Source organism: Staphylococcus sp. EG-SA-2, from assembly GCF_017152085.1.
Genome location: NZ_JACYHC010000312.1, coordinates 1 through 372, shown reverse-complemented (window position 1 = coordinate 372; position 372 = coordinate 1). Strand labels below are relative to the sequence as shown.

At 34.1% G+C, this 372-nt stretch carries 1 protein-coding gene; it reads right to left on the bottom strand.

Annotated features, from left to right (window positions below):
- Nucleotides 1-265: 265 nt before the first annotated feature.
- Nucleotides 266-372 (bottom strand): transglycosylase family protein (locus IDG60_RS03060; protein WP_206160483.1); only part of this gene is annotated, 107 nt, incomplete at its 5' end.

Sequence of the window (372 nt, the reverse complement as noted above, 5' to 3'; positions counted from 1 at the left end):
AGGTCATAAGGGTCTGAACAATTCATCTCAGCCATATCATTAGGCTCCCCTAGTAGTTCCTTAGTATTCAATTGCAAATTAATCTTAGCAAACGGTTTCAACATTTTCAATTATTGTTGCTCAGTTGTATTATTATCTTTAAATAATAATTCTATAATGACGTATATTTGCGAAATAAAAAAGACCGGAACATATCGAGAATTCCCCGATATATTCCGATCTAAAAGTTACTTATATAACTATTGATTAGCTATGCATAAATGGCTTATGCAGTAACCCAATGTCCAGCGCCACCAGTGTTATATAATTTTACTGCTGCGGCATCTTGAACACTTTCAGGAGCATTTGCTGGTGATACACCTTTATATTTAG